The sequence below is a fragment of the Joostella sp. genome (assembly GCF_048266025.1).
Classification (GTDB): Bacteria; Bacteroidota; Bacteroidia; order Flavobacteriales; family Flavobacteriaceae; genus Galbibacter; species Galbibacter atrarenae.
The window spans coordinates 115837-137705 of the sequence record NZ_JBLXAF010000005.1 but is presented as its reverse complement, the minus strand read 5'-3'; the positions used below and the strand labels follow the sequence as shown (position 1 = coordinate 137705).

Genomic DNA, 21869 nt, shown 5'->3' with positions numbered 1-21869 from the left:
CAGAAGATTAATAAATAATATAACCAACCAAAACCTTTAATTATGAATCGTTATTTAATAATTCTTTTACTAATTACTTTTTTATCATGTAAGGAAAGTCCAAAAGCGGCTTCACATGAACAACCTTCAGTAGCTACAAGCGAAAACTCAAATATCGATTATTTAGAAGAATCCGAAGTAGATTTTGATAACCGAATGGAATGGTGGAGAGAAGCGCGTTTCGGGATGTTTATTCATTGGGGTGCATATGCTGTTCCAGCAGGTATTTATAAAGGAAAAGAAACTAAAAACGTTGGGGAATGGATCATGAAAACGGAATCGATTCCTATCTCTGAATATGAGAAATTTGCGACTTCATTTAATCCCGTAGAATTTAATGCATCACAATGGGTGTCTGCGTTAAAGGATGCCGGAATGAAATATATGGTGATTACTTCAAAGCACCATGATGGTTTTGGATTGTGGGATTCTGAGATTTCAGATTATGATATTATGGACGCTTCAGTGTATAAGAAAGACATATTGAAGGCTTTATCTGATGCTTGTAAAAAAGAAGATATTAAATTCGGACTTTATTATTCCACAATGGATTGGCATCACCCAGATGCTCAAGCAGATACTTATGCAAAAGGAGGTACTAAAGATGAGAATAATGAGGAGCGTTTCAATATGTATTATGAAAACTACATGAAGCCACAACTTAAAGAGCTTATTACAAAATACGATCCTGCTATTTTATGGTTCGATGGAGAATGGACGCCAGAATTCACGCACGAACAAGGGCTAGATTTATATCAATATGTAAGAAGTTTAAAGCCTAGTATTCTTATAAATAATCGTGTTGATAAAGGTAGAAAAGGAATGCAAGGGATGAATGATGGTAAGATGAAATATGCAGGAGATTTTGGAACTCCAGAGCAAGAGATTTTAGACGGAACTTCTACTTTAGACTGGGAGTCTTGTATGACTATGAATGATACATGGGGATACAAAACAAATGATCATAATTGGAAAACCTCTGAAACTTTAATTTTTAATTTGGTAGATGCAGCTTCAAAAGGAGGAAATTACCTTCTTAATGTTGGTCCAGATGCAAAAGGTGTAATTCCTGAAGCAAGTATAAAAAGACTTAAAGATATTGGAGATTGGTTGGACATAAATGGAGAGGCTGTTTATAATACCGAAAGTGTTGGAGAAAATTATAAACAAGGAGATGTGATTAGAATCATGAAAAAGAAAAATGCGTCTACATTATATGCAACGTCTTTTAAGAAGCCAGAGGAGACATTTACTTTAGATGCAATTCATCCTGAAGACGGTAGTAATATTTATATATTAGGAATCAAAGAAAATCTTGATTGGTCTTACAAAGACGAAAAACTTATGATAAGCGTACCTTTAAAGGCATTAAATGAATTAGGGGAGAAATATGCATGGACTTTTAAGATTGAGAATGGAAAAACTAAGTAACGGATTAAGATATAGCGTTGTCTTATTTGTATTGTTTTTGCAATACCAAGCAGTCGCTCAAAAGAATACTTCAAAAAGAGCAGAATGGTTTGTAGAAGATCGCTTCGGAATGTTTATTCATTGGGGAATTTATACTGGAGCAGAAGGAGTTTGGAAAGGAGAGAAATTGCGTAATGATAATGATTATGCTGAATGGATTCAATATAGAAATCAGATTCCTAAGGATGAATATGTAAAACTTTTAGACCGATTTAGTTGGGAAGATATAGATCCTGAAAAATGGGTAATAGCCGCTAAAAAAGCAGGGATGAAGTATGTAACCCTTACAGCAAAACATCATGACGGATTTGCTCTTTGGGATAGTAAAGTAACCACTTACGATATTGGCAACTATACAAATAATAAAAGAGATATTGTAAAAGAATTGGCAGAGGCTTGTAAAAAGCACGGTTTAAAATTAGGTTTATATTATTCACATTGGATAGATTGGGAAGATCCTAATGCTTGGGATCATGCCAAAGAATTGGAAGACTTTAATTCAGAAGATTTTGATATTTATTGGCAGCAAAAAGTAATCCCTCAGATTACAGAATTGCTAACTAATTATGGAGATATTGGGATGTTATGGTTCGATATGTGGATTAATCATTCTGAAACTGTAGTTACAAAAAAGCAATTGCTTCAACTCAAAGAATTGATTAGAAAGTTACAGCCAGATTGCCTCATTAATTCTCGTTTGGGACTTTCTATAGAAGAAGATCCTGATGTAGATTATAGAACATTAGGCGATAATCAGTTAGGGGAAACTAAATTAGAGTATCCTTGGCAGACTCCAGCTACCGTTGCACATTCTTGGGGATACAACCGACTAGAAAATCAATGGAAATCAACAACCTCACTTTTAAAAAATATCATAGGAAATGTAAGTCTCAACGGAAATCTAATGCTAAATATTGGTCCGCGAGCAAATGGAGACATTCCTTTTGAAATTACTTCTCGACTTAGAGATATTGGAGCTTGGTTGGATGTAAATGGAGCTTCTATTTACGGCAGCGGCGCTTTCGATTTAAAAGCAAACCTTCATAATTGGGGACAAATAACAGCAAAAGAAGAAAAAGGAGGAAGCTATAAAATATATTTACATGTTTATAATTGGCCACTAAATAGTAAGTTGCCTGTTACAGGGATAAAAGAGGCTCCGCAAAAAATATATTTACTATCGGATAAACAAAGAAAGGCATTAGAATTTAAGCATGATGAGGTGTTTACAAATATAGACTTGCCTAGAAAAGCGCCTGATAATTTTGTTTCTGTTGTAGTGATGGAGTTTAATAAAAAACCTGAAGTTGAAAAAGGTTTGGTGGCAATTAGTGATGACGGTGGATTTTCATTAAAATCAGAAAATGCTTTAGCTTCTAAAGGGAATTCTAGTTTTGTAGAAGCTGAGAGATTCGGAACAATTCCGCCTCATGCAAGAATAAAAGGGATACAAGAGTATAGTTGGAAAGTATATATTGATACTCCAGGAGACTATAGGTTAGATGTTTCATATAACTTACAAGAAGAATCTAAGGCAAAAGTCGATGTTAAGGTTAATAATCAGCCTTTGCAGTATAAGTTCGTGCCAACTGGTAAAACGATAGGAGAGCCTAATCAGCAATGGGGAATAGATCGGTATTTATTTTCATCAATAGGAAATATAGAAGTTAAAAAGCCAGGTTTCTATACTATTTCTGCAACTTTTGATGCAGCCGATAGTGAAGTAGATTTTAATTGGCTCTGGTTTGAAAAAATAGATTAATAAATTATATAATGAAAGGAATTATTAAAGTTGTATTGTGTTCGTTTTTGAGTTTTCCGATTTTTTTGACAGCTCAAGATAAGTCAGAAGAAAGCGGAACTCCAGATTTATGGTATGGGCAACCTGCTAGCAAATGGATAGAGGCGTTACCGGTAGGGAATGGAAGATTGGGGGCAATGGTTTTTGGAGGAGTTGAAACGGAAAGAATCCAGTTAAATGAAGATTCGATGTGGCCCGGAAGTGCAAATCTAGACAATGCAAAAGGAACTCCAGAAGATTTAAAAACACTCAGAAAGTTAATCGATGACGGGAAAGTACATGAAGCAGATAAATTTATCATAGATAAGTTTTCGTATAAAAGTATTGTAAGATCTCATCAAACAGCAGGAGATTTATTCTTGCATTTTAAAAGGGAAGGATCGGTTACCGATTACAAACGAAGCTTAAGTTTTTCGGACGCATTAGCAGAAGTTTCTTATAAGATTAATGGTGAAACGTATACAGAAAGTGTATTCTCTTCTAATCCAGACGATATATTAGTTGTTCATTTGAAAACTACCAATCCTAAAGGGATGAATTTCGATATAGAAATGTCTCGTCCTAAAGATGAGGAAACGGAAACAGTTGTTGTTACTGCTTCTTCGGATACGGAAATGAAAATGAATGGAAAGGTAACGCAGTTAGGAGGAATGTTTAATGAAACACCGCATCCTATGGAGGATGGAGTTCATTTTCAAACCTTATTAAAAGCAGTTAGCAAAACAGGGAATATTAAATCAGAAGGAAATAGTTTACAGGTAAGAGGAGCAAAAGAAATCACCTTATATCTAGCAACTGCGACTTCTTATTACCATGAGAATTTTGATAATGTTGTTCAAAATGTTATTAAAAAAGCTTCTAGTAAGAGTTTCAAGAGCTTGTTGTCAGAACATAAAAAGGATTTTCAAAAGTTGTATAACAGAGTTGATTTTAGTTTAGGAAATAGCGAATTAAACGCTCAGCCTACAGATAAACGTTTAGAAAACTATAAAGAAGGAACTCCAGATTTAGATTTACAGACAAAACTGTTTCAATATGGACGTTATCTTTTAATTTCCTCTTCTAGAGAAGGAGCTAATCCTGCGAATCTCCAAGGGTTATGGAATGATCATATTAAAGCTCCTTGGAATGCAGATTACCATTTGAATATTAACGTGCAAATGAATTATTGGCCAGCAACGGTTACTAATTTAAGTGAATGTGAATTGCCATTATTCGAATTTGGAAATAAAGTTTTAGAACGCGGTAAGCTTACTGCAAAATCTCAATATGGATTAAATGGAATGGTAGCTCATAGCACCACAGATTTATGGGCACCAGCATTCATGAGGGCCAAAACACCTTATTGGGGAGCTTGGATTCACGGAGGAGGTTGGTTAGCTCAACATTATTGGGAATATTATCAATTTACAGAGGACAAAGAATTTCTTCGTGAAATGGCATACCCATACCTAAAAGAAGCTGCTGCTTTTTATTTAGATTGGTTACAATGGGATAAAACTACTAAAAAGTGGATTTCTTACCCTGAGACGTCACCGGAGAACTCTTATATTGCTGAAGACGGTGAGTCTGCAGCAATAGTTAAAGGAGCAGCAATGGGGCATCAAATAATTGCTGAGGTTTTTGACAATACCCTTGCTAGTGCTGAAGTTTTAGGAATTAACGATAGTTTTATTTCAGAAATAAAAAAGAAAAGAGAGAAATTGAGTCCAGGGGTTGTAATTGGAGAAGATGGGAGAATTTTAGAATGGAATAAACCATATGAAGAGCCTGAAAAAGGACACAGACATATGTCTCATTTATACGCATTGTATCCAGGAACTGTGATTACAAGTGCTACTCCTGAAGCTTTTAAAGCTGCTAAAGAAACAATAGATTACAGATTGAAATATGGAGGAGCAGGAACTGGATGGAGTAGAGCATGGATGATTAGTTTTAATGCGCGTTTATTTGATAATAAAAGTGCTGAAGAGAATATTAATAAATTATTTGAAAAGTCAACAGCTAATAATTTATTTAACGAACACCCGCCGTTTCAAATAGATGGAAATTTTGGTTATACCGCAGGAGTTGCAGAGTTATTATTGCAATCTCATGAAGGCTTTATAAGATTATTACCAACGCTACCTAATAACTGGAAGACAGGTGAAATAAGTGGCTTAGTTGCTAGAGGTGATGTTGAGGTTGCTATAAAGTGGGCAGAAGGAGAAATGCAACAGGTAGGTTTGCTCTCTAAAACTAGCAAAACAGTAAGTGTTAAATATAAAGATTTGAAAAAAGAAATCGAATTGCCTAAAGGAAAACAAGTTTGGCTGAATGCAAGTTTGAATTCGATAAAATAAAGAATATGTATTATAGATTGATTGTAGTTTTAGCTTGTAGTTTATTTATCTCATGCAAAGAGAATAAGAATGAAAAAGTAGAAGAGAAAGAACCTGACAAACCAAATATAGTGGTATTCCTTGTAGATGATATGGGGTGGCAAGACACATCAGTTCCTTTTTGGGATAAGAAAACACCTTTTAACGATCGTTACAATACTCCAAATATGGAGCGGCTAGCAAAAGAAGGGATGAAGTTCACTCAAGCCTACGCTACACCAGTTTGTTCTCCTACTCGAATTAGCTTTATAACAGGAATGAATGCAGCTAAGCATCGTGTTACAAATTGGACATTAGTAAAAAATTCACCTACAGATAAAAAAGATGATGTTTTAGACTTTCCTAAGTGGAATGTAAATGGACTCTCTCAAGTATCAGGAGTAGAAAGAACAGTGCAAGCAACTCCATTACCGCAAATTCTTAAAGATAATGGCTATAATACGATACACGTTGGAAAGGCGCATTTTGGTGCCATTGACACTCCTGGAGAAAATCCTTTAAACTTAGGTTTTGACGTAAATATAGCTGGACATGCAGCAGGGTCGCCTCATAGTTATTTGGGTACAGAAGATTATGGAAATAACGATAAACGCAAACATTTAAACGATGTCCCTGGGCTTGAAAAATATTATGGGAAAGATGTATTCTTAACTGAAGCGCTTACAAAAGAAGCATTAATAGCTTTAGATAGTGTAAAGAATGAGCCTTTTTTCTTGTATATGGCACATTATGCTGTTCATATTCCTATTTATGGGGATGATCGATTTATACAGAAATATTTGGATGATGGTTTGGATGAAACAGAAGCTAAATATGCCTCGATGGTGGAGGGAATGGATAAAAGTTTGGGGGATATAATGGATTTTCTAGAACAAAATAATTTAGATGAAAATACAATCATTTTATTTATGTCAGATAATGGAGGACTCAGTGCACATGCTAGAGGTGGAGAATTGAATACTCATAATAAGCCTTTAGCTAGCGGAAAAGGATCTATGTATGAAGGAGGAATTCGAGAGCCTATGCTCGTAAAATGGCCAGGAGTAACAACAGCTGGGTCACAAACAAATCAATATTTAATAATTGAAGACTTCTTTCCTACTATTTTAGATATGGTTGGAATAAATGCCCCTAAAACTATTCAAGAAGTTGATGGAGAGAGTTTCGTTTCTATTTTAAAGGATAATGAAATAAAAAAGCAGGATAGACCTTTGTTTTGGCATTACCCAAATAGATGGGGTGTTGATGGACCTGGAATAGGAACTGCAAGTATGATTAGAAAAGGGGATTGGAAATTGATTTATTTTTATAAAGATGAACATTTTGAATTATATAATATTACTGAAGATATAGGAGAAGAAAATAACTTAGCTTCAGCAAAGCCAGGAAAGGTGGAAGAGCTTGCAGAAGAACTTTCTGAATACCTAAAAGAAAGTAATGCGCAGTTACCTATAAATAAGAAAACACAAAAAGAAGTATCATATCCAGCCGAAACTTTATAAAACCATATTATGAAACCTACCATCAAAACCTTAATATTAGCTATTATAGCGATTTTTACATATTCATGTAAGCAAGAGGTAACACCTCCTCAAGCCGTTGGCCCAATACCTTCCGAACGTCAGTTGGCATGGCAAGAATTGGAATATTACGCTTTTATTCATTTTAATATGAATACGTTTACTGATATGGAGTGGGGTTTAGGAGGGGAAAGTCCTAAGTCTTTTAATCCTACAGATTTAGACGTTAATCAATGGGTGAGTGTTGCGAAGGAGGCTGGTATGAAAGGGATTATAATAACAGCAAAACACCATGATGGTTTTTGTCTTTGGCCAACCGAAACCACAGAACATTCTATAAAAAATGCTCCTTATAAAAATGGAAAAGGAGATCTTATAAAAGAATTATCGGAAGCATGTAAAGAGGGAGGACTGAAGTTTGGAGTATACTTATCTCCTTGGGATCGTAATAATGAACATTATGGAAATCCAGAGTATGTAAAGATATTTCATGAGCAACTCAGGGAGTTATTAACTAATTACGGAGATATTTTTGAAGTTTGGTTTGATGGCGCCAATGGAGGATCAGGATATTATGGAGGAGCTAATGAAACCCGAAAGATTGATAATAAAACTTATTACGAATGGGATAAAGCAGTTTCTATAGTAAGAGAGTTACAGCCTAATGCTGTTATTTTTAGTGATGGTGGGCCGGATATACGTTGGGTAGGAAACGAAGACGGCAAAGCAAATGCTACAAATTGGAGTATTATGCGTAGGGATGAAATTTATCCAGGGTGGCCACGATATAAAGAATTGCGTGGAGGGCATGAAGATGGTACTCATTGGCTTCCAGCCGAGGCAGACGTTTCTATAAGACCGGGCTGGTATTACCATGCATCAGAAGATCATCAGGTGAAAACACTAGAGGAGTTAATAGATATTTATTATAAATCAGTAGGAAGAAACGCTTCCTTTTTATTAAATCTCCCCGTAGACAAACGCGGATTGGTGCATGAGTTGGATGAACAACAGCTTATTGCATTAAGAAAACAGTTAGATAAAGATTTTGCAGAAAACTTGGCTTTAAATACCAAAGTTGTAGCGTCTAATTATAGAGGTAATGATGATAATTTTAGTCCAGAGTTATTAATAGATGATAATAAAACCACTTATTGGGCAACAGATAATGAGATTACAGAAGCAAATGTAATATTCTCTTTTTCTGAACCAACGGCAATAAATAGAATAGTGCTTCAGGAGTATATTCTATTAGGGCAAAGGGTGCAAAATTTCACTGTTGAAGTTCTTAAAGATAACGACTGGGAAACGGTTGCAACAGAAACTACAATTGGATATAAGCGAATATTAAGGTTTGATACGCAAACTATTTCAAAATTAAGAGTATCCATTCAAAAGGCAAAAGGAGCAATTACACTTTCTAATGTAGAATTGTATAAAGCTCCAAACTTGTTAGTGCTTCCGACCATAAAGCAAAATAAAGAAGGGGTTATAACAATGCATGTTCCTGATGAAAATATATCGATATTTTATACACTTGATGGGTCTACACCAACAAAAAATTCAATGAAATATGAAAAACCTTTTGTTGTTCAAGAGGCAAAAGAGTTAAATGTAATAGCGGTAAACACAGATACGAATGAGCAGACAGAGGTGAAAAAGGTAATGTTGGAATACACCAAAAAGAAGTGGGAAGTTTTTAGTGTGACTTCTGGAAAAATGGAAGAGGCTGCTAAATTTATCGATAACGATCCAGCTACTTATTTTAGTTCAGAAAAAGAGCCAAATGAGATTCAGTCGGTAGTAATTAATCTTGGAGAGAAAATTATAATTAAAGGTTTTACTTATACTCCGATGCAAGCTAGATTTCCAAATGGTTTAATTACCGATTACACTTTTTTAGTAAGTGAACATGGAAAAAAATGGAAGGAAGTCTCTAAAGGAGAATTTGGAAATATTCAGAATAATAGAATTAAGCAGCAGATAAATTTCAATCCAGTAGAAGCAAAGTATATTAAATTGATAGCGAATAAAACAACAGGAGAAGGTATTACAACTACAATAGCAGAGATTGGTGTTATTAAAGCTGATTAATTTTAAAAATAATGTTTTGGTAAAGAAAAGAATTTCTATATATTTAAATAAAGAAGATGGTTATCTTTTTGAGATTTTATTTTGGGTTATTTGTTTTTGCCTACTACATTTAAAACGGCCTTCTTCAAAATTCCTCTTCTTTAAGTGTTTTGTAGAGCGGCTTTGAACACGTGCACGCCACATTTTAAAGCTGCTACGTTTCAATTCTTTTCGCATTAATTCGATTACATCTTTTTCGCTATAAGCGAATTGATAAGAAATAGCGTCGAAAGGAGTTCGGTCTTCCCACGCCATTTCTATAATTCTATCTATTTCTCTGTCCGTCATATTTTAATCCGATTAGTAGTTAGTAAAGTTGTTTATTTTAATGTCTTTTGCTTTTAAGTCGAACATTAAATTATACAGTCCAAAGAAAGTACGGTTGATATAAATAAAGTGTTTAGAACCTCTATTTCCATTCATTTTCCGTAATTGGGAATCGTTATTATATTTTTCACCTAATTGGGCAATACATTGAAAGAATCCTGCATCAGAGAAATCAAAAACTTCATTGTGAAATGGTTTCGTAAAAATGCTTAACATCTCATGAAAAAGCGCTTTAAAGAAAACCTTTTCTTCTGTTGTATCTTCGGGTTTTAAAATCTCTAATTCATATAATTTATCTTCAAATATTTTTGGATTATTGATAGTGTCCTTTTCAGCTAGTTCAAAATAAGGAATATAAAAGTCCTCAGGAACCTCTTTCATACATCCGAAGTCCAAAGCAATTAGTTTACCTTCATCACTGATTAAAAAATTGCCAGGGTGTGGATCTGCATGGACCTTTTTTAGTTTATGAATTTGATACATGTAAAAATCCCATAAAGCTTGACCAATCGTATTAGCAAACTTTTCGTCTTTATTATCTTTTGTGAATTCAGACATATGTTTGCCTTTCATATAATCCATTGTGATAATACGTTCTGAAGATAAATCTTCATAGTATTTTGGGAATAGTAAATTAGGAATATGGCTGCAAGACATAGCAATATCCTTGCTCTGTTTTACCTCTAGTAAGTAGTTGGTCTCTTCAATAAGTTTATGTTCAACCTCTTTAAAGTATTTATCAGAATCCTTCCCTTTTATATTAAACATTTTAATGGCAATTGGCTTCACCAAAGCTAAATCTGTAGCAATGCTTTCTGCAACACCTGGATATTGAATTTTGATAGCATATTTCTTACCATTTTTCTCCGCGATATGAACTTGACCAATGCTTGCTGCATTTACAGAAGTAGCATTAAAAGTATCAAAAATATCTTCAGGGTGTTTTCCAAAATTTTTTTTGAATGTTTTAATAACAAGAGGAGGAGATAGCGGAGGAACAGAAAACTGGGCCAACGAGAATTTTTCTACATAATCTCGTGGTAAAATACTTTTCTCCATGCTCAACATTTGAGCAACTTTTAAGGCACTTCCTTTTAAACTTTTTAGTCCGTCATAAATATCTTCTGCATTATTTTTATTCAATCTCCCTCTAGCAGCCTCTTCTGAAGTCACAATTTTATCACCGTAGTATTTTATATAATTAGCTCCGACCTTAGCTCCTGTTTGAAGAAACTTTCCCGCACGTTGTATTTTTCCCGTTGGGATTTTATCTAATGTTTTCATACGGTAAAGTTTGTTCGTTCTTTAATTATAAATTTCCCAAAATCTAAGATGTTTTGAAAAGGTTTGATATCGATAAGATCAAAACCTGCTTGTAGTGATTTTTCAATGAATATATCTGTCTTTTCAAAGGAAGGAGAAGTATCGTCTAGCCAGAATTTTATGGTTAGCAATAATTGGATCCATGCAGCTTCTTCAAAAGATTTGTTTTGAAACTTTGAAACTGATTTATTTTCAATTTTTGGAATTTCTATTTGAAGTTGCTTAATATAGGATATAAAAGCAGTTCTAAGATGTTGTAAAACACTCAAGGATTTTAAATTACTTTCTTTCCCTTTAAGTGTTTGAACTACATAGCTTCGATTAGCAGTAAGTAACTCGAAAAAAGAGAAATAGAAACTTAATAACTTGTTTTTAGGATTGTAAGTATGGTATTCTTCATTTTTGTCTAATAGTAGAAAGGTGTTGTCAAAAAAAGCTTTAAAAACCTCTTTCTCAAGCACTTCTAAACTTGCATAAAATTTGTAAAAATCTTCTTCTTTTAAATTATGGAGCTTTGTAAATGCATAAACAGATGTTGGTTCCTTCCCATTTTCAAGAACAAAATCCATATAATATGTGATCAATCTATCTGGTGTTGTTTGCTTCTTTGCCATAACTATTAATTTTATAATAGTAAAATTACAAAATGTTCAATATATTTATGTTAAAAGTTAAACAAAATATAGGTTTGGCTCATAGTTAACTTTTATCTCCCGATTTAGTATTATTTCTGGGGTTTATAGAAGTAAATTATAATTCAGATTTTAACTGTTTAAATTGCTCTTCTAATTTCATTATTTTATCCTCTAAATCGGTGTTGTTTTCTAATGTTCGGTGATAAAAAACATAGTCTACTCTCCAGAGCTCTTTAATATCAGTAAGTTTTAGAATGATGTCTTCAACTCCTGGATGATCTGCTCTTAGGGTGATTTTAGTGTTTGAAATGAAGATTCTTCTAAATATAACTTCTTCTTTTAAGACGGTTATATATAATTTTCCATCTTGTATTATTTCTGGAGATAAATTATCTACTTTACTACCAATAACAACATCTTTAGGGTAAAAACCTTTATTGTTTTTACTCATTTCTAGGTTGTTAATTATAAAGCTTCTCATTTCAGATCCTTCTGTGATTGGCAATAATACATAGGGAATATTCTCAATATAATCAGTGTTATTAAAATTTTCAGAATACTCTTTAATTCTTTCTGAAGGGATACAGGGAATTCTTTTAAAAAATAATTGATTCGATATTTCCGTATTGTAACGTTCAACACCTCCACGAAATTTTAAAAGCTCGTTTACGGTTAATTCTTTTGTTAGCAAGTGATCTATTGGAATGCTAAAATAATTAGCAATCTTAATAATAGTATCTATTTTAGGTTCGCTACGTCCTTCTTCATAAGCTCCTAGAGTGCCTCTTTTTAGGTCAAATAAGTCTGCAAATGCATGCTGGCTCATCGATTTTAAACTTCTTATTTTTCTAATATTTTTTCCAAATAATGACATATTTTGCTAATTATATTTGCAGTTAAGAAAATTTATTGTAAATTAGTCTAACAAAATTAGCAAAAAAAATGACATTCATTGTGGTTTTGTTCTCAAATGCAGCATTTGTTTATAATTAAAAAATAATTAATAATTAAAAGATGATAAAGTATGATTGTGATATTTATAATATTTATAGGGGAACTTATGAGTCTTCTTTGATAAGCTTGTTAATATTTTTTTGTAATATTAACATCGAAAAATTTAAACATTAACCTAACTATAATCTATGAAAAACCATTTTAACATAACTCGGGATTTTCTACTTGAGTTAGACTTCAATATTACACATGAAAACCCTGAAGAAGGCGTTTTGGTTATCCAAAAGGAAAACTCTGGTATTCGAAACCTTATTGTTGGCGTAGCTCCACCTATATTAATAATGGAGCAATACCTTTTCAAGATAAATAATCAGTCTGAGGCAGTCTTTAAGAATTTACTGCAAAAAAACAGAGATATTATACATGGAGCATTTGCGCTAGACGAATCAGGAAATAAAGTGATCTTTAGGGATACTTTACAAGTTGAAAATATGGATCTTAATGAGCTTGAAGCTGCTTTAAACTCGTTGAGTTTATTAATGAGTGAGTACTCAGATAAAATTATAGAATTTTCAAAATACTAAAAAAGATAAAATCATGAATATATTTAAACGATTATTTAAAATTGGCGAAGCAGAAACTAATGCTGCCATAGATAAAATGGAGGATCCTATTAAGATGACCGAGCAAGGAATTAGGGATATGAAATTAGATCTTGAAAAGAGTCTTGAGGCTATGGCTAAGGTAAAGGCATTAGCTATACGTGCTAAAAATGATAAAGAAGAGTATCAGAATAAAGCAGATGATTATCAGAATAAGGCTATTTTAATTCTTAAAAAGGCACAAGCTGATCAAATGGATGCTAATGAAGCAGACAGATTAGCAAAGGAAGCACTTTTACAAAAAGAAGTAGTAGATAAGCAGATATTACAAGCTACGCAAGAGTCCGAGAAGTTTGATAATAATGTGGCTCAACTTCAAAAAAATATCCAAGCTATAAAATCTAATATAGGTAAGTGGGAAAATGAGCTAAAAACTCTTAATGCAAGGGTGAAAGTTAGCAATGCGACTAAAAACCTTAATAAGCAAATGGCCGAATTGGACAGTACAGGAACTGTTTCGATGTTAGAAAGAATGAAAGAAAAAGTTGCCCAAGAGGAAGCTCTTGCAGAAGCTTATGGGGAGATAGCTAATACATCTAAGTCTATAGATGATGAAATAAATAAGGCTGCAGATGTTTCAGAAAACAAAGCAGAAGATGAGCTTAGTAAGTTGAAGAATCAACTTGGAATGAAATAATTTTAAATCACTGAAATTGACAGAATTAATCAATATACTTTTTTCTGAAGTAAATATAATCTTATCAATACTACTTATAATTCTAATTCTATATTGGATTGCAACCATGATTGGGGGGTTGGATTTTGAGCCTGATTTTGACATCGATGTAGATGTTGATATGGATGTAGATACTGGTATTGAAGGAGGTAATATGGACTTTGAAGATATTTCCAATACAGAGGTCAATCAAGAAGATGTGGTAGGGAAAAGGAGGAAGCCATTAAAATGGTGGCAAATTCTACTTATCTATTTTAATTTTGTAGGACTTCCGTTTATGTTCACTTTTACATTTTGGATATTTATCTGGTGGTTTTGTACTGCTATGATAACTTCAATTACCGGCACCTACGATAATACCATTGGTTTTGTGGTAATGCTTTTGGCATTACTTCCATCGCTGATATTGACAAAAATAATAACAACTCCTTTTAAAGCCTTTTTTAAGAATTTAAATAAAGATGGAGATGCCCCTATTGATTATTTAGGGAGAAAAGCAACATTGCTTTCTTCTATATCAGAAGATAAAATGGGGAATGCTGAAGTTAAAGTTAATGGAGATACATTATCAATTTACGTGAAATCTCTAACTGGAGACCCATTAAATTATGGAACCAGTATTTTAATAATTAAAAGATCTGCCGATCGCAACTTTTATTTTGTACAATCTTATAACGACTAATTAATATTAATACTATGGAATCAATTTTACCACTTGTTGGCATTGGAATAGGAATACTTCTATTTTTAATAATTGTTTATTTCGCAATAATTGCGATGTTTTATAAAAAAGTACCTCAGGGTCAGGCGCTAATTAGAACCGGATTTGGAGGGACTAAAGTAGCTACAGATAGAGGGCTTTATACAGTACCAGTATTTCATAAAACTGAGATAATGGATATCTCTGTAAAGAAAATTCAGATTGAAAGACTGGCTCATGAAGGACTTATATGTAAAGACAATATGAGAGCCGATATTAAGGTTGCTTTTTTTGTTCGAGTAAATAATGATATTGAATATATTAAAAAAGTAGCGCAAACTATTGGTGTAGATAGAGCATCAAAAATTGCTACTCTCGAAGACCTTTTTGAAGCTAAGTTTTCTGAAGCTTTAAAAACAGTAGGTAAAAAGTTTGATTTTATTGAGCTATATGAAGCGCGAAGAGAGTTTAGAGATGAAATAGTTAATATTATCGGAACAGACCTTAATGGTTATACTTTAGAAGATTGTGCGATTGACTTTTTAGAGCAGACTTCTGTAAAAGAGTTGAAACCAGATAATATTTTGGATGCTGAGGGTATTAAGAAAATTACAGAGCTTACTGCTGTTCAAAATATGAAAGCGAATCTTATCAAAAGAGATGAAGAGAAAACTATTCGTAAGCAGGATGTAGAAGCTCGTGAGACTATTCTTGAGCTTAATAAACAATTAGCAGAAAAAGAAGAGCAGCAAAAACGTGAAATTGCCAATATCAAAGCAAGAGAAGAAGCAGAAACATTAAAGGTTAATGAAGAAGAGCGTTTAAAATCTGAAAGCGCAAGGATCTCTACTGAAGAAAAAGTAAAAGTAGCCGAAGAGAATATGCAGCGTCAAATTATTGTAGCTCTTAAAAATAAGGAGCGTACAGATGCTGTGGAGACAGAAAGAGTTGAAAAAGATAGATTGCTAGAGGCTACAGAAAGAGAAAGAGTCGTTACGTTAGCACAAATTGAAAAAGAGAAAGTAGTAGAGGTAGAGAAAAAGAATATACAAGATGTTATTCGTGATCGTGTTATGCTTGAAAAAGGTGTAGTAGAAGAACAGGAAAACATGAAAGATATTCAAGCGTTTAAAACTGCAGATAGAGATAAACAAGTTAAGATTACTACTGCTGAAGCGCTAGCAGAAGAAAGCCTTATTAAAACAATAAAAGCTGCCGAGGCACAAAAAGAAGCAGCTAAGCAAAAAGCTGAAGAGATAAATATTGAAGCTTTAGCTCATAAAGAAGCTAGTGCTAAACAAGCAGAAGCAAGAAAAATATTGGCAGAGGCGCAAGCTAAAGAAGAGGCTACTGTTGGTATGTCTGAGGCACAAGTAATGCATGCAAAAGCAGATGCAAACGAGCGTCAAGGGTTAGTGGAAGCTAATATTATTGAGAAAAAAGCAAAAGCAGAAGCTCTCGGAATTGAAGCTAAAGCGGAAGCTAAACGTAAAGATGGTCTTGCGGAAGCAGATGTTATTAAAGAAAAAGCATTTGCTGATGCTTCAGGAATTGAGGAGAAAGCAGCTGCAATGAAGAAACTAGATGGTGTAGGTAAAGAACACGAAGAGTTTAAATTGCGATTAAACAAAGACTTACAGATAGATCTAGCTAATATCAATATTCAGAAAGAAATAGCAGATGCTCAGGCGCAAGTTATAGGAGATGCTCTTAAAGCGGCTAAGATTGATATTGTTGGTGGAGAAACTATGTTCTTTGATCAGATTATAGGTCAGATAACAAGAGGTAAAGGTTTTGATAGAATGGTACAAAGTAGTACGAATGTTCAAGAGGTTAAGGATGCTATTTTAGGAAGCGACGATGTTAAGGGGAACCTACTAGAAAAAGTAAGAAACTTTGCGATTAAATATGGTGTTTCTACGGAAGATATTAAGAATATAACAATAGCTAGCTTGATTGCAGATCTTAAGATGAAATCTGATAGTGCTGAAGACAAAACGATGCTTGGAAATTTATTAAACTTAGCAAAAGGTTTAGGGATTTCAGATAGTACGATATCGAAGTTGAATAGATAAATAAAGACGCTAGCTAAAGATTAACAGCTATATATAACAGAGGTTTTTTGAATTGAGTTCTTATTGGAGTTACTAATAATACTGCTTTCATTATATTTTAAAAAACCTCTGTTTTCTTTAGGTAATTTTCGTCAAATACAATCAACTGTAAAAAAATAATAACCGCTCAATTATTCTATTGAGGGGAACAAATTCAGTGTAATATAGAATGGCAAAGGAATCTACAAAGGAAGACAACGTGCAAAAACTCGATGCTGGAACCTATGAGGTAATTCAGAATCGATTACAGAAGCAGAAGACTGAATTACAAGAGCGTCTAAAAAACCTTAATGAAGGTAGAAAAGAGGTTTTTGGATCTTTGGAAACAAAACTTATCGCCACCAATCGAATAAATACAGAAAACAATTGTATCGCTAGAGATATATTGTCGTTATCGGATATTTGCTTGTTTGGATACAATGTTCATTTTGGATTAAGAACAGATATAAAGCTTAGTGATGTTATTAGTATTTATAAATTCAATAATAACAACTTTGATCCTATTTCTTTAGATGTTTTAAATGATGATGTTTTTTATTCTGACTTTCAAAACCTATATAAATATTATAGAAATACTATTTTTTCTAAGTTCGCTATCGTGGGAAACTATCTTTATATGGTTTTTCAGCTTAGTGATAGTGTGACCGATATAAAAACGTTTAAGTGGTTAATAAAAGATGGTCAGTTAAAGTATATAGATAATCGTAGTGAGCATGAATATAAGCTACCTTCTCAACATGAGTTTAATTGGCAGGAGGTAACTAGAGATATGCATCGGCAAGGTCTCCATGCTCATGTTTCTATTTTGGATAAGGTTTTCGTTGAAACTATAGGCGGAGATCTTACCATAAAAGTGGAGGATAATACAGAGAATGGTAAAGGTATTTATGCTGAAGAGGTTACTCATAGAGATCAAACTCTAGATGACGGTCAATATAAATTTGCCAACTTAGGAAACTTAATTGTTATCGAAATTAAGCCTTTCCAAGAGGAAGCTCGGTATTTTATTTATAATCATAAGCTGAAGGAAGTACAGAAAATTGAGAGTATCAAGAACAGTTGTATTTTACTTCCAGATGATCATGGAGTGATTTTTCCAACAGGTTATTATTTGCAAACTGGGGAGTATAATATTTTTGATAATAGTATTCCCAATGTAAAGTTTCAAGAGAGAATTAGTTCTCCCAATGGAGAGGATTATTTATATGTTTTTTATGCTCCTGAAAGTGGTTTGTATAATTTAATGAGCTATAATGTAATTCTTCAGAAAATACAAACTCCAATAATATGTAACGGATTTACAATATTAGATAATGGCGAGTTATGTTATTTTAAAAATGAAGATGAGCAAAGCAAACATCATGTAATTCAGATATGGCAAACTCCTTATCTAAAAGGAGATATTATTCCGTCGGAACATCAAGACTCTTTACTTTATAAAATAGGAAATAAGGACATTGTGAAGGCGATGGCTGAAGTAAATGGTTTGGTTAATTTACTGAATAAAGAGGATAATTATGATGGTCTGTATTCTGATTTGGCAAAGCAATCTAAAAACATTTTAGATTCATATTATTGGTTGAATGAAGAAGAAACTAAACTTTTAAATGAACCGTTACAAGAGATTAATAAGGCAGCAAATGCTGCAATAGATGAATTTCAAAAAGTACTTCAATTAAAAAAGAATGCGCAAAAGAAAACACAGGAAATAGATAAAACGGCTACGCATCTTTTTAATAAAATTAAGAGCACGAGTTTTAAAAGTATTAATGATTTTGTAGATTTTCTAACTCAGTTGCGTGCTTTACGAGGAGAAGCTATTAGTTTAAAGGAGGTTCGTTATTTAGATGAAAAATTTATTGACGAACTTGAAAATAGAATCGCAGAGCAATCTGAAAAGATTTCTGAACGTTGTGTGCAATTTTTGCTAGATGATAAAGCTTTAATGCCTTATGAGAATAAGGTGAAAGAGAAAGAGAAATCGCTAGATGCAATCGCAAAAGTTATTGATGCTAAAAATTTAGAGGAAGAGGTAAATCAAATATCTAAAGATTTAGAACTTCTTATAGATGTAGTTTCTAATTTAAAAATAGAAGACACCTCTCATTCTATAGAAATAATTAATAATATTTCTTTAATTTTTTCTACGATCAATCAATTAAAAGCGAGGATTAAAAAGAAGCAAAAATCTTTAGGAAGCAAGGAAGCTCAGGCAGATTTTGCTGCACAGCTTAAGTTGATCGATCAGAGTATAATTAACTACTTGGATATTTCTGATACACCAGAGAAGTGTGAAGATTTCCAAACAAGAATATCCATTCAATTAGAAGAGTTAGAAGGTAAGTTTGCAGATTTTGAAGAGTTTATCAGTCTTATCATTGAAAAAAGAGAGGAGATCTATAATGCTTTTGAGGCTAGAAAAAATCAATTAGTAGAAAAGAGAAATAAAAGGGCGATTGCTCTTCAAAATTCTGCAGAAAGGATTTTAAATGGGGTAAGGAAAAAAGCAGAATCTTTTTCGGAAGCTAAAGATATAAATGCATATTTTGCTTCAGACATGCTAGTTAGTAAGTCGCGGGATATTGCTAAGCAGCTCCAAGAAATGGGAGATAGCGGGAAAGCTGAAGAGATAGAATCTTTATTAAAATCAGCTCAAGAAGATTCGCTGCGTAAGCTTAAAGATAAAAAAGAATTATATGAAGATGGCAATAATATAATTCGTTTAGGAAAGCATAAGTTTGGTGTTAATAACCAAGCCTTAGATCTTACTATTTTATATGTTGATGGAAGTTTGCAATACCACCTTACTGGAACAGATTTTTATCAGAAGATAGAAAATGAAACGCTATTAGAATCTCAAGAATTTTGGAACCAAGATTATATTTCGGAAAATGATGTTGTGTATCGAAGTGCTTATTTAGCTTTTAAGATTTTTAAAAAGTTCCCTAAAGATGTTTTGGAGCTTTCTGAAGAAGCATTATTAAAGTTGGTTCAAGAAGAAAGTAGTAAAGATTATTCTGAGGGTTATGTTAAAGGAGTACACGATTTAGATGCAACAGCTATTTTATCAGTATTTATAGCGAAACACAAAGCTTTGGAGTTGTTATCTTATCCTCCAAGAATAAGAGCTTATGCTCAATATTTTTGGAACTTTATAGGAGAGGAACAAAAAAAACACTTAAACCAAACCATAAAAGCCTCTGGAGATGTAATTCAGTTTTTTCCAAACACAAAGGAGTACAATTTTATCATAGAAAAGCTTCAATTGTCGATTATCGAGTTCTCAAAAAATACAGGCATTTTTAATTCGAGCCTAGCAACTGATATTAGTAATTATCTTTTTGAAGAGCTTCAGAATGATAATGATTTTAAAAGGAGTGGCGTAGCAATTCAGATAAAAGAAGGCTTTCTAAATAAACTAAAAGAAGAGAAAGGTGATTTAAGATTTAAAAACAGCCTTGAAAATCTTGGTTCTTATGAATCAAAGATAGCTTTAGTGCAACAATGGGTTGGAGCTTATTTACATAGTTTAGGGGAGGATAATTTAACTTTTAAATTAAACTATGTTGATGAGGTTGTGTGTTTAATTCTTTTTGGAGATGAGTCGACATTAAATACTAAGTTCGTTTCCCCATCAGAAGAAATAGTAGGTCTACGAGGAGAACATTTATCTATACGTAACGGTGTTTATAATTTTAATTATCATGATTTTGTTTCTCATTTAACTAATTATTTTTCTGAAAAAGTACCAGCATATAATGCCTATAAGCGAGCAAAACATGAAGTTACAGTTTCGCTTAAGGAAATGCTTAGGCTAGAAGAATTTAAGCCAAGAATATTGAGTTCTTTTGTTAGAAATAAGCTTATAGATCAAGTTTATTTACCCTTATTCGGAGATAATTTAGCCAAACAATTGGGAACGGTTGGAGACCAAAAGCGAACAGATAGAATGGGAATGTTGCTTTTAATTTCGCCTCCTGGATACGGTAAAACTACGTTGATGGAGTATATAGCGAATAGATTGGGTCTTATTTTCATGAAGATTAATGGACCTGCTATTGGTCACGAAATAGCCTCTGTAGACCCTGCCTCTGCGAATAATTCTGCAGCAAGAGAAGAGCTTAAGAAGTTGAACCTCGCTTTTGAAATGGGTAACAATGTGATGCTATATTTAGATGATATTCAGCATTGTAGTCCAGAATTTTTGCAAAAGTTTATATCCCTTTCTGATGGTACTCGAAAAGTTGAAGGTGTTTTTAATGGAAAGTCGAAAACTTATGATCTTCGTGGGAAGAAATTTTGTGTTATAATGGCTGGAAATCCTTATACTGAGAGCGGTGAAAAGTTTAGAATTCCTGATATGCTTTCAAATAGGGCAGATATTTATAATTTAGGAGATATTATTGGAGATACGGCTCATTTATTTAGGTTAAGTTTAATTGAGAATTCTCTTACTTCCAATCCAGTTTTACATCAGCTAAGCAGTAAGAATTTTGCTGATGTTTATAGACTATTAGATAGAATTGAGAACGATAACAAAGAGGTTGATCTTGAAGGTAATTATACAAAGCAAGAAGTTGACGAATACGTTTCTGTATTAGAGAAAATCGTTAAAATTAGAAACTCGATTTTAAAGGTTAATACAATGTATATAAAGAGTGCAGCTATGGAAGATGAATATCGCGTAGAGCCATCATTTAAGCTTCAAGGTTCTTATAGAGATATGAATAAATTAGTAGCTAAAGTAGTGCCTGTAATGAATGATGATGAATTGCAAACATTATTATTATCGCATTATGAAAGTGAATCTCAAACATTAACATCATCAGCTGAGGCAAACCTCTTAAAATATAAAGAATTGGTAGGTCAGATGAGTCCTACTGAATTTGATCGCTGGGAACAAATAAAGGAAACTTTTCAGAAAAATAATAAGCTAAAAGGCTTTGGCGATAAAAATGAAATGGCACAAGTGCTAGCACAAATGATGCAGTTTTCTGAAAACCTTGAAGGAATTAAAGAAGTTCTACAACGGGGACTCCAGTAAAATGAAACATATTACATCAAATAGAGAAAGGCTGCCAATATTGGTAGCCTTTTTTATGTACATAATCGTGTATTTTGTTACAAGGATAAG

14 protein-coding genes are annotated in these 21869 nt (G+C 33.1%); 10 read left to right on the top strand and 4 right to left on the bottom strand.

The features are described 5' to 3' along the window. The first annotated feature begins 42 nt into the window (after window positions 1-42). From ACN0TY_RS10525 to ACN0TY_RS10505, 5 genes are read left to right on the top strand one after another with little or no spacing between them, the layout of a single operon-like run. Entirely contained in the window at window positions 43-1470 is a 1428-nt protein-coding gene (locus ACN0TY_RS10525; RefSeq protein WP_417444449.1) for an alpha-L-fucosidase, read from the top strand. Continuing rightward, a complete protein-coding gene (locus ACN0TY_RS10520; protein WP_417444448.1) occupies window positions 1454-3271 on the top strand; it encodes an alpha-L-fucosidase in 1818 nt (605 codons plus the stop codon). The genes ACN0TY_RS10525 and ACN0TY_RS10520 overlap by 17 nt, the downstream gene beginning before the upstream one ends. A gap of 11 nt (window positions 3272-3282) precedes the next feature. Continuing rightward, window positions 3283-5652, top strand: a complete 2370-nt coding sequence (locus ACN0TY_RS10515) for a glycosyl hydrolase family 95 catalytic domain-containing protein (protein ID WP_417444447.1) — start codon at window positions 3283-3285, stop codon at window positions 5650-5652. Between the two features lie 5 nt (window positions 5653-5657). Then, window positions 5658-7193, top strand: coding sequence for a sulfatase (locus ACN0TY_RS10510; RefSeq protein ID WP_417444446.1), 1536 nt, complete (start codon window positions 5658-5660; stop codon window positions 7191-7193). A gap of 9 nt (window positions 7194-7202) precedes the next feature. After that, window positions 7203-9305 (top strand): alpha-L-fucosidase, encoded by a 2103-nt coding sequence (locus ACN0TY_RS10505; RefSeq protein ID WP_417444445.1) that lies wholly within the window; start codon window positions 7203-7205, stop codon window positions 9303-9305. Window positions 9306-9365: 60 nt separating this feature from the next. Here the strand turns inward: ACN0TY_RS10505 and ACN0TY_RS10500 are convergent, their stop codons facing one another. The 4 genes from ACN0TY_RS10500 to ACN0TY_RS10485 form a co-directional block, all read right to left on the bottom strand. Beyond that, on the bottom strand, window positions 9366-9632 hold the full coding sequence (locus ACN0TY_RS10500) for a TIGR03643 family protein (protein ID WP_417444444.1): 267 nt from the start codon (window positions 9630-9632) through the stop codon (window positions 9366-9368). Between the two features lie 12 nt (window positions 9633-9644). Beyond that, a complete protein-coding gene (locus ACN0TY_RS10495) occupies window positions 9645-10955 on the bottom strand; it encodes an ABC1 kinase family protein (RefSeq protein WP_417444443.1) in 1311 nt (436 codons plus the stop codon). Further along, window positions 10952-11608, bottom strand: a complete 657-nt coding sequence (locus ACN0TY_RS10490) for a TetR family transcriptional regulator C-terminal domain-containing protein (protein WP_417444442.1) — start codon at window positions 11606-11608, stop codon at window positions 10952-10954. The genes ACN0TY_RS10495 and ACN0TY_RS10490 overlap by 4 nt, the downstream gene beginning before the upstream one ends. 136 nt (window positions 11609-11744) lie before the next feature. Continuing rightward, window positions 11745-12503, bottom strand: a complete 759-nt coding sequence (locus tag ACN0TY_RS10485) for a helix-turn-helix domain-containing protein (RefSeq protein ID WP_417444441.1) — start codon at window positions 12501-12503, stop codon at window positions 11745-11747. A 268-nt stretch (window positions 12504-12771) separates the two neighbouring features. Here ACN0TY_RS10485 and ACN0TY_RS10480 point away from each other — a divergent pair, with 268 nt between their 5' ends. The 5 genes from ACN0TY_RS10480 to ACN0TY_RS10460 all read left to right on the top strand — a co-directional run bounded on the left by ACN0TY_RS10480 (window position 12772) and on the right by ACN0TY_RS10460 (window position 21779). Further along, window positions 12772-13167: a YbjN domain-containing protein gene (locus ACN0TY_RS10480; RefSeq protein WP_236959562.1), complete on the top strand. Its 396-nt coding sequence runs from the start codon at window positions 12772-12774 to the stop codon at window positions 13165-13167. 13 nt (window positions 13168-13180) lie between these two features. Then, entirely contained in the window at window positions 13181-13882 is a 702-nt protein-coding gene (locus ACN0TY_RS10475; RefSeq protein ID WP_417444440.1) for a PspA/IM30 family protein, read from the top strand. Window positions 13883-13898: 16 nt separating this feature from the next. Further along, window positions 13899-14603 (top strand): hypothetical protein, encoded by a 705-nt coding sequence (locus ACN0TY_RS10470; protein ID WP_417444439.1) that lies wholly within the window; start codon window positions 13899-13901, stop codon window positions 14601-14603. Between the two features lie 14 nt (window positions 14604-14617). Beyond that, complete coding sequence (locus tag ACN0TY_RS10465) at window positions 14618-16696, top strand: SPFH domain-containing protein (protein ID WP_236959559.1); 2079 nt, start codon at window positions 14618-14620, stop codon at window positions 16694-16696. A gap of 208 nt (window positions 16697-16904) precedes the next feature. Then, on the top strand, window positions 16905-21779 hold the full coding sequence (locus ACN0TY_RS10460) for a DNA repair ATPase (RefSeq protein ID WP_417444438.1): 4875 nt from the start codon (window positions 16905-16907) through the stop codon (window positions 21777-21779). Window positions 21780-21869: the final 90 nt, after the last annotated feature.